This is a genomic window from Photobacterium sp. DNB22_13_2 (assembly GCF_052873915.1).
On record NZ_JBNNXU010000308.1, the window covers coordinates 1 to 233 of the forward strand.

1 pseudogene is annotated in these 233 nt (G+C 63.5%); it reads left to right on the forward strand.

Annotated elements, in window-relative coordinates:
- A pseudogene (locus tag ACVA58_RS28755) lies at window positions 1–233 on the forward strand (excinuclease ABC subunit B); the annotation flags it as partial.

The window sequence follows — 233 nt, forward strand, 5'->3', positions numbered from 1 at the left end:
GGATAACCGGCCACTCAAGTTCGCCGAATTCGAGACCAAGATGCGGCAGGTCACGTTTGTGTCCGCCACGCCGGGGGATTACGAAAAGAAGACCGCTGGCACGGAAGTCGTCGAGCAGGTCGTGCGCCCCACGGGCCTGGTCGACCCGATCATTGAAGTGCGCCCGGCCACGACGCAGGTCGACGATCTGCTCTCCGAGATCCACCTGCGTGTGGAAGCAGGCGAGCGTGTGC